9 protein-coding genes and 1 pseudogene are annotated in these 8,268 nt (G+C 48.1%); 2 read left to right on the top strand and 8 right to left on the bottom strand.

Annotated elements, in window-relative coordinates:
• Positions 1 to 98: 98 nt before the first annotated feature.
• On the top strand, positions 99 to 257 hold the full coding sequence (locus FDW88_RS14215) for a hypothetical protein (RefSeq protein WP_006812029.1): 159 nt from the start codon (positions 99 to 101) through the stop codon (positions 255 to 257).
• On the opposite strand, the pseudogene FDW88_RS22815 reads toward FDW88_RS14215, so the two are convergent.
• Positions 254 to 866, bottom strand: a pseudogene (locus tag FDW88_RS22815) (Fic/DOC family protein). The gene FDW88_RS14215 and the pseudogene FDW88_RS22815 sit on opposite strands and share 4 nt — an antisense overlap.
• A gap of 4 nt (positions 867 to 870) precedes the next feature.
• Positions 871 to 2,187, bottom strand: coding sequence for a site-specific integrase (locus FDW88_RS14200; RefSeq protein ID WP_006812031.1), 1,317 nt, complete (start codon positions 2,185 to 2,187; stop codon positions 871 to 873).
• Between the two features lie 610 nt (positions 2,188 to 2,797).
• Between FDW88_RS14200 and FDW88_RS22810 the strand changes: the two genes are divergently transcribed.
• Positions 2,798 to 3,088, top strand: a complete 291-nt coding sequence (locus FDW88_RS22810) for a LysR family transcriptional regulator (protein WP_371414757.1) — start codon at positions 2,798 to 2,800, stop codon at positions 3,086 to 3,088.
• A 147-nt stretch (positions 3,089 to 3,235) separates the two neighbouring features.
• On the opposite strand, the gene FDW88_RS14190 is transcribed toward FDW88_RS22810, so the two are convergent.
• From FDW88_RS14190 to FDW88_RS14165, 6 genes are all read right to left on the bottom strand, one after another.
• Positions 3,236 to 3,883 carry a hypothetical protein gene (locus FDW88_RS14190; protein ID WP_137362799.1) on the bottom strand — a complete coding sequence of 216 codons (648 nt, stop codon included), beginning with the start codon at positions 3,881 to 3,883 and terminating at the stop codon, positions 3,236 to 3,238.
• 68 nt (positions 3,884 to 3,951) lie between these two features.
• The gene (locus tag FDW88_RS14185) at positions 3,952 to 4,290 is read right to left on the bottom strand and encodes a LysR family transcriptional regulator (protein WP_135911380.1); all 339 of its coding nucleotides are present in this window, start codon (positions 4,288 to 4,290) and stop codon (positions 3,952 to 3,954) included.
• 696 nt (positions 4,291 to 4,986) lie between these two features.
• Positions 4,987 to 5,286, bottom strand: coding sequence for a DUF1889 family protein (locus FDW88_RS14180; RefSeq protein ID WP_115257453.1), 300 nt, complete (start codon positions 5,284 to 5,286; stop codon positions 4,987 to 4,989).
• A 134-nt stretch (positions 5,287 to 5,420) separates the two neighbouring features.
• The gene (locus FDW88_RS14175; protein WP_137362798.1) at positions 5,421 to 7,235 is read right to left on the bottom strand and encodes a diol dehydratase reactivase subunit alpha; all 1,815 of its coding nucleotides are present in this window, start codon (positions 7,233 to 7,235) and stop codon (positions 5,421 to 5,423) included.
• A 10-nt stretch (positions 7,236 to 7,245) separates the two neighbouring features.
• Entirely contained in the window at positions 7,246 to 7,674 is a 429-nt protein-coding gene (locus FDW88_RS14170; RefSeq protein WP_137362797.1) for a diol dehydratase small subunit, read from the bottom strand.
• Between the two features lie 2 nt (positions 7,675 to 7,676).
• On the bottom strand, positions 7,677 to 8,261 hold the full coding sequence (locus tag FDW88_RS14165) for a propanediol/glycerol family dehydratase medium subunit (protein WP_096755611.1): 585 nt from the start codon (positions 8,259 to 8,261) through the stop codon (positions 7,677 to 7,679).
• Positions 8,262 to 8,268: the final 7 nt, after the last annotated feature.

Here is an 8,268-nt window from a genome sequence, read left to right as displayed (position 1 = left end):
ATGACCTGCTTATTCGCACCTTCCCTAACCAATGAGATCTATTGTCCAATTCATCCAGTACAACTATAATCCAATTGAATACATCAAGGAACCGCTCCATGCGCAAACAATCAATATCACCGCAAGTTACAAAAGCCCAGATTTACCGTTCCGTTGCCAGCTCAACAGCTATCGAAACGGGCGTTTCTGTACAAAAGATTGAGCAGCAACTAAAAAAAAATCAGGCACAGGCGAAAGCCGTTGGCCTCGCCCGCTAGTCTGGCAAGATATCGCTTACCAGCTGCATCATAGGGTTATAGTTCCCTGAGCCCCCGCCTGTATTGCCTTGAAGTAAAATGCCTTGTGCTCATCCCACAGGCTGTAATCCAGTAAGCCCTTCCCTGCCAGAACCGACAGCACATCGCAAAGTAGCCGCGACAGACGCCCGTTACCTTCTCTGAATGGATGGATCAAAATAAACTCAACGTGGCATTCAGCCAGATAACTAACCAGCTCCGGGCGAGCCAGGGATTTCAGTTCACCAGTTCGGGAGAGAAACTACCTCGCGAAACCATCAAGAAGCAGAGGAATCCTGTCGGCAGCGGCAAACTGGAAGCCGTCTTTTGTCAGGTTGGCATTACGCAACCTCCCCGCCAGTCGTACACATTCCCCAGCCATTGACGATGCCATCTACTGATATGCTCAAAAACCAGCGACTCAGGCGGCTGGCTCTCAATAAATAGCTGCTCATACAGCATCAGCAGCAAGCCAGACTCCAGCGTATCCATTTCCTGTTCATCAATGATTCCCAGCTTATTAGCCAGCACTAAATCTCCAGAGTCCGGCTGATACCGCTCTTCTGCTGAATTAAGCTCATATTTTGCCAAGCTCTTACCTCCGTCCAAACAAGTTCACAACGTTGTTTTCCTGTTGTCGCTGATAGTTGTTAACCCGGTCTTCCCAGATCTCAAGCGCCCTACGCTTTTCAGGCAAGTAATCATAACGATCATAGTGTTTCGAGCTGACGTCATTTAAAGCGTGATTCTGGATACGGTCGCGGATCTCTTTGCTGATCCCCGCCTCCCCCATCAGCGTTTTGCAGGTGCGACGTAAATCTCGTGCCGTGAAAACTTTAAACTCAGGATTAAAGGCCCGGAAGTACATGATGGAACGCGCCAAGCTATCAGTGCGTACCGGTCGCTCTCCATTGGTCGAGAGTGGGAAGATATAGGGGCTCCCACTTTCCTTAGCCAGTTCTTTCACCGAGGCTAATTCCTGTAGCGCAGAATCAGTCAGCGGGATCAGGTGTTCGCGCTTGTTTTTCGATACATCAGCTATGACCAGTAGCGTCTTTTGCTGCCAGTCAATCGCGCTCCATTGGCTGGCTATCATTTCAAACGGACGCTGCCCACCAGCATAAACACAGAAGCGAATCAGATGCTGCATCAGCGGCCCAACGTTGGTGGCCTCGGCGAACTGTTCCATGACAACACGCAACTCTTCCAGCGTTAGCCATGTATCACCCACTTTTTCCGCCGAAGACTGTTTCGGTATGGCCGAGACCGGGTTAACTTCAAGACCAAACGTGATACCCACGCTGGTATTCATCGGATCGTTATCAGCTTTCAGGCCGTAGTTAAATGCCGCCATCAGATACGAGCGAATCCGATTAGCATGCACCACCGCATCACGCTGGATAATGCCTGAGAGGATGGTTTTAATCTGGAGAGGTGTTACATCTTTCGCTTTGGTTTCTCGAGGGATAACCGTGTAGCACTCTTTTTCAAGACGCTTCAGAACATCAGCCCAGGTCCGCTTATTGTCGAGCTTCATCTTGTTAACGTAACCATGCACCAGTTCTTCAAACGATCCTTGAGAACGATGGATCTGCATGATGTGCTGTTCGGCCAGGCGCTGTTGCTCAAGCTCTTGCTGGGGCTCTTTTCCTTCAACAAGCCAGGCACCATACTTTTTCGCCAGCTCATTGGCCGTCACCAGTTTCATCTCAGGCCAGATGCCCAACTGGATGAACTTCTCTTTCTTCCCTTTCTCAACGTAGTAACGGAAATAAAAAACTTTGCTGCCTGAAGGCTGAACCTTAACGCCAAGCCTGCCAGTACCACGTTGAGCGCTGTTGCTCCACACGTAGTACGCCGTGCTTTTTGTCTTCAATCCACGTATAGCAGTCTCGGTAAGATTAGCGGCCATGAGTTTACCTTTCTAAGGATAAGCGTTACCTGACCCGATGCTCATTTCGGGTCAGGTAACGGGTCAGGTAAGGATAGTACAATGGGGAAATGAGAGAACCAATCAGAAACAAAAATAACTTCATAACTGATTGATTATAGACAATTAAAAATACGAATAGAGACAATGACGAACAATTAAAAACATGCCAATTTTATGACTCATAATCGCTTGGTCGCTGGTTCAAGTCCAGCAGGGGCCACCAAACAAAACAAGGAGTTAGATGAGAGATCGTCTGACTCCTTTTTCTTTGGATGCAATTTGGGTCCGCTTCCCCAACATGCAATACGGCTATGATCCCCATCCATTCTCAGGTATGTCTTCTTGAACACTACATCCTTGGTGATGGCGATGTCAGGAAAAGCCCTCTTACGCCGACATTGAATTGAAGGGAAAAATCAGAAAGGGTGGCTAACCCTCTATTTTCATTGCATTATATCAAAACGTATATTTAGATATATCTATTATATTGTTTGTTTTGATTTTCTTATATGTTTATATTCTTTTAAGAAAATTAATTCAAAAGGATAATTCATTGCTTACACAATCTGATTTCTCAAAATTCAAAAACATGAATATTTCGATTAACAACATTCTTGTTTTTGCCGCAGTCATGAATACAGGAGGGATAGTTTCTGCTTCATACTATATGAACTGTTCACCATCTGCAGTGAGCCTTTCGTTGAAAAAATTTTGTACTTGTTTTCCCGAAAAACTATTCAGCAGAGAGGGCCGTTGTTTAATACCAACAGAAGAGGCACAATTACTGTATAACGACATTAGCCCTGCAATAAGGAATCTCTTATATGCAATGACGTCCAGCACTGACATTTCCTCAACTGCCGTAGAGCAGATTTCATAAACGTCGTGGCAAGCACATCGTTATTCACAACGAGAACCCTAAATTGTGCATGCTGAGGTAAACTGACAATCGCTTTAATAATAAAATCACGACTACATTGCTGTCGGCAATCCGCACAGCGGGATATGGCAATATTATCTTTCTCACTTATAATCGTGACACTCTTTCATTAATTTCACGTAAACTTAATTGAAGACGGACTGATATTCTTTTCCGATAGGTAGCAGCAGTTTTATAGCTAATCCCCATTCGCCTCGCTGTTTCGTTCAGTCCTATTTTTTCTGTCTGCAGAACAAACCACTGCAATTCCCTTTGTGGTAATCGAACTCCGCCGACCTGGCCGACTTTCCTGGTGATCAACGGACTCATGATCGTGCCTGATGATGCGTCAGTGGAGAAAAACATGAGTTTAGATAAGATATTAATCGCCTCCGCGCGATGAACAATGCCCATAGGTTGAAGATTTGCGACTGCTGCCAGCAACAGAGGGTCACGTAAACGGGTAAAAACAATAATACTATATTGGTCTGCAGGCCACTCGTCCTTTGCAAACTTTAAGAATGCTAATCCTTCCGCCAGCGTCTCACTTTCGCTCGTTAACTCGGTAATAACGAGTACCCGCCCTGGTTCCCCATGACGGGCTGACACTTGTTTCTGCAATGCGGAAAGCGTCATTACTCTTAGACTAATTGAGCGACCTGCCAGGCTATCAATAAAGGCACATAGCCCAAGGGCACTATAATAGATAGTGTCCATAACCAATACCCGCTCGTAGGAAAAATTTAAATTTTCCATATTATGCTCTATTTTTTGTCGAATACATTTTAAAAGCACTATTTAGCATAACCAATGGTTATGTTTCATTAATTTTTATTTTCACCGATAGCTAATTCACAATCGGCAACAGCACTTTCCCCATGACAGACAGTATCAAGATTATAAAATGCAAGTTTAAGTTGATGACTTAATTCCACAGCATATTCAGTAGGATTGAGATTGCGACCTTCACGTATGAAAAGGGTGTCATTAAAGTAACTTCTGACTCTTTTCAAGTGCAGGCTAATAGATGATGCAGAACAACCAAGTACCAGTGAGGCACCATACAAACTGCCCGTGTCAACAAAAACGATAAACGTTAGTATGGACCTAAAATCCACATCCATAAGATGACGAAGCCTAGAGTCATAATTAATTAAATCCATATTAAACGCCTCAATAACTTTTTACCAAAATATACTTTTCTTTTCAAAGGTGCAATAACCATGCAAAAATAGAAACATTAGGTAAAAACAATTAATAAAAGCAAAAACAAAGACGATTATTTCATACCTTCTTAATAAGGAAGTGAAAAAAATCAGATAAATCAAAGCAGATAGAGTTAAATTCCGAAAACATTAAAAAATGAAATAGTTAAATATTACTCAATGATTTAATAAGTTTTATTATTTGAGATACTATCAATAATAAAATAAGAAACCAAACTCTATTAAAGCCCATGTTATTTAAGAGTTTTCCATTCTTAAAACTTACATTAGTCGTCGAAAAATGGTTGGCAAAAAAAAGAAATGTCGATTTATCAGTTAGGTTTCATAAATAAATAAATTCGAGAAAAGTCTTAACCGTCGTTTAGCAAAGTATTAAAAATTAGTTTCAATAGGGTAACCACGCACATTCCGGGCAGCGTAAAAGCACCCCCACCGTCCAGTGTTAATCTGATAATGTTAATGCTGAAGTTAAATTAGAGGATTCAACACGTTCAATTAAGCGGAGCGGTACACAATGTGTCCATCTGCATCAACGCAAAAAATCGGCACTGTCTGGCTGGTTGAGGGCAACTCTTTTGGACGCCACCACCTTGAAAGTGGAAACGTCCGTTAGCGTGTTATTCGATAGTCAGCTCACACGAGTTCTTTGAGCTGCTCCTGCATATAGGTCGAAAAGTACTCAGGGTTCTTGATAAGGATACGGTTACCGGAGGCGACTTTTTCAGCCCATCCAGCGACTTTTTTTGTGAACTCAGGATTCCATCCCTCTTGCTCACCGCGTGCCATCACATCTGCTGCGCTCACTGGCACACCTAAATCATGCAAATATTTTAAAATTCCCTTGGCCGTACTTTCATCCATGGAATGGGGTACTGGCGCCGATGTGTTCATACCACCAATAAAATCCAATGCTTTCTCAATTGCTGTTGGCATGCTCTTATCCTTAAAATTAACCGCGTATTAAACACCTTTATACTATGTACCCAAGTCAGCCGGGATATCAAAGAGAACGTTGCCTTTATTTGATTTATGCCGCAGCCAAACGCTTGCGGTGGTGGTTTTCTGCACTATTTTTTCGCATCACCAGCCAAAACCAGCCCGGTTGCCACCGCATTTCGTGGCCCTTCGGTTCCCCGAATATTGCCCTGACCGGCAACAACGCCGTAATGCGCCAGCGCGTCGGTGATCATCTGCGGGATTTCAAAATCCAGCGATGAACCGCCCACCAGCACCACAAAAGAGATGTTGCGAATTGAGCCGCCGGGTGAGACCTGCCGCAACGCGCGCAGGCAGTTCGTCACAAAGACCTTCTCCTTGGCCTGACGACGTACCAGCCGAATTTTCTCCAGCGACGTCTGGTTCTCAATGGGGATGGCTTTGCCCGCTTTCAGATACACAACTTTGGCGAACACCGACGGGCTGAGCGGTTCACGAAAGAACTCCACCGCGCCGTTCTCGTGGCGAATACTGAACAGGCTCTCCACTTTCGCCAGCGGATATTTTTTTATCTCCTCTGCCAGAAAAGGATCGCTCAAGCCGAGCTCCGTTTTGATAAGCAAGCTGACCATGTTCCCTGCTCCCGCCAGATGTATCGCCTTAACGGTGCTATCGTTATGGATAATCGCGGCATCGGTGGATCCGGCACCTAAGTCGAGGATCGCCAACGGCGCGGCGCATCCTGGCGTCGTCAATGCCCCGGCCACCGCCATATTGGCCTCCACGCCCCCCACTTCAACCGGCGTATTCAGCCGCACACTCAGCTCACGGGCGATCGTCTGCATCTGTAGCCGATCGGATTTCACCATCGCCGCAATGCCAACCGCGTTTTCCATTGAATATTCCCCGGCAACACCGCCCTGGACTTTACGGGGAATAAACGTATCGACCGCCAGCAGATCCTGAATATGTACTGAATTCGTATCGTGCCCGCTCAGCGAGGCCATCACCTTACGCACGCGCTCCAGCATGCCACCCGCGTGAGTACCGGCCTCACCGCGAATGTCGCAGACCGGCGCACAGGCGTTCATCGCTTGCATAATTGTCTGAGCGCCTTGGGCCACATCGGCTTCTCCGCCGCGCTTTTCACCACTGATAAAGATCTTGCCCGCCGGGATCACCCGTGATTGCACATCGCCCTGCGGGGTTTTCAGCACCACAGCGGATCGGTTGCCGATCAGTGCCCTGGCGATCGGGACGATCGTTTTTGTTTCCTCCGGCGTCAGGGCAAAGAAAGTGGCGATGCCATAAGGATTCGACAGTACCCGAACCACCTGTCCTGCTGCCGCCACTTCTACCGCCGCCAGCACCCCTTCCGGGACCTTCTCCAGCAGCGTGACTTCATCAATCACCGGCAGCGTTCGTCGCAGACGATTATTGACCAGTACGCCATCGTCCTTTTTCAGGATCGCCGCCACCACGTCGACGCCGCGATCCAGCGCCGCATTGATAAGCCACACCGCCTCGAGAAAATCCATCTCTGCGCCCACCAGCGGGATCCAGCCCTGCGCAAACCGATCGAGGCTCAACGATGCCAGTTTCTCCACGGCGATCGTGGTACCCATCCCTACGCCAACACCGCCTGGCGTTTGCGGGTTATGACCAATCATTGTCGATTCAGTGATGATGGTTTCGGTGATCGTCTCCATCGCCACATCACCAATGACCGGCGCGGCCTCGTTGATGCAGATTTTCGTCACATCCTGAAGCGACGACGACGTTTTTTCCAGCGCCTGCTGCAGGGAGGCCACTACCCCGGCAATGTTATCCCGCGTGCCTTTCATGCCCGTGGTCGCGACGATCCCGCTGGCAACAAACCGGCCATCCTGCGCCAGCGCCACTTCCGTGGTGGCGTTGCCGATATCAATCCCTGCAATTAACGGCATACCGCCTCCGTCACTGACTGCCTTTACGCAGCTTGTTTCTCTGCTGGTACACGTCTGCCGACTCGCGGACAAACCCGGCATTCACCGTGGCATGCCAGGCGTGCTCCAGTTCATCGGCAATGGCCTGTAACTCCGTAAATGAAGAACGAAATGGGCGCAGCGCATTGTAGATTTCCAGAATGCGAGCATCCGGGATGGCAATCAGTTCCGCCGCACGGCGGAAATTACGTGCCACGGCGTGACGCTGCATCTGCTCGGCGATCTGCGCCTGATACTCCAGCGTTTGCTGAGAAATACGCACATCCTGTGGCCCCACACGCCCTGCCAGTACATTCTCAAGAGTAATATCAGTTAACGGCTTTCCGGTGGGCGTGAGGATTTTCTCCGGGCAGCGAGTCGCTAACGGATAATCCTGCGCGGTCATGATGTTTTCGTTCATCGTCATTCCCTTACTAAGGCAATATGCAGCGTGACAGGCGCGGCATCCTGCACCACGTGTTTGGTTTCTTTAATGTGGAACAGCGCAGCCTTGGCCATAAATTTCGGTCGCACCATCTGGTCATTAACGACCGGTACCGGCGAGGGCGACTCTTTGCGTGCGTAACGCGCGGCGTTCTTACCAATCTGGCGATAGGTTTCCAGCGTCAGCAGCGGGGCCTGAGAAAAAAGCTCCAGGTTGCTCAGCGGCAGCAAATCACGCTGATGAATCACCGTGGTTCCTTTCGACTGAATACCAATGCCGATGCCGGAACCGCTCAGATTTGCTGCATCCCAGGCCATAAAGGAGACATCCGAGGTGCGCAAAACTCTGACCACCCGCGCATGTAATCCCTCTTCTTCAATTCCGGCCACCAGCTCTTTCAGGATCGCCTTGTGCGGCATATCAATCAGGGTCTTATGCTGGTATTTATCAAAGGCCGGCCCAACGCCAATCACCACTTCATCCGCGCGATCGTCCGCTTTTGCCGCCTCGCCTTCGCTAACCTGCAAGGTGAAAACCGGCTTACGTTCAGTTGTACATTCCACCGCATAC

Origin of the sequence: Citrobacter sp. wls829, assembly GCF_005280825.1 — a bacterium.
GTDB classification, from domain to species: Bacteria; Pseudomonadota; Gammaproteobacteria; order Enterobacterales; family Enterobacteriaceae; genus Citrobacter; species Citrobacter gillenii.
The sequence above is the reverse complement of the archived record's forward strand: the minus strand, read 5'-3'. Positions and strand labels throughout refer to the sequence as shown.

Excerpts from the sequence above, each read along its gene's own strand:
- FDW88_RS14215 (WP_006812029.1), top strand. The coding sequence starts at position 99 with ATGCGCAAACAATCAATATCACCGCAAGTTACAAAAGCCCAGATTTAC.
- FDW88_RS14200 (WP_006812031.1), bottom strand. The coding sequence starts at position 2,187 with ATGGCCGCTAATCTTACCGAGACTGCTATACGTGGATTGAAGACAAAA.
- FDW88_RS22810 (WP_371414757.1), top strand. The coding sequence starts at position 2,798 with ATGAATATTTCGATTAACAACATTCTTGTTTTTGCCGCAGTCATGAAT.
- FDW88_RS14190 (WP_137362799.1), bottom strand. The coding sequence starts at position 3,883 with ATGGAAAATTTAAATTTTTCCTACGAGCGGGTATTGGTTATGGACACT.
- FDW88_RS14185 (WP_135911380.1), bottom strand. The coding sequence starts at position 4,290 with ATGGATTTAATTAATTATGACTCTAGGCTTCGTCATCTTATGGATGTG.
- FDW88_RS14180 (WP_115257453.1), bottom strand. The coding sequence starts at position 5,286 with ATGCCAACAGCAATTGAGAAAGCATTGGATTTTATTGGTGGTATGAAC.
- FDW88_RS14175 (WP_137362798.1), bottom strand. The coding sequence starts at position 7,235 with ATGCCGTTAATTGCAGGGATTGATATCGGCAACGCCACCACGGAAGTG.
- FDW88_RS14170 (WP_137362797.1), bottom strand. The coding sequence starts at position 7,674 with ATGAACGAAAACATCATGACCGCGCAGGATTATCCGTTAGCGACTCGC.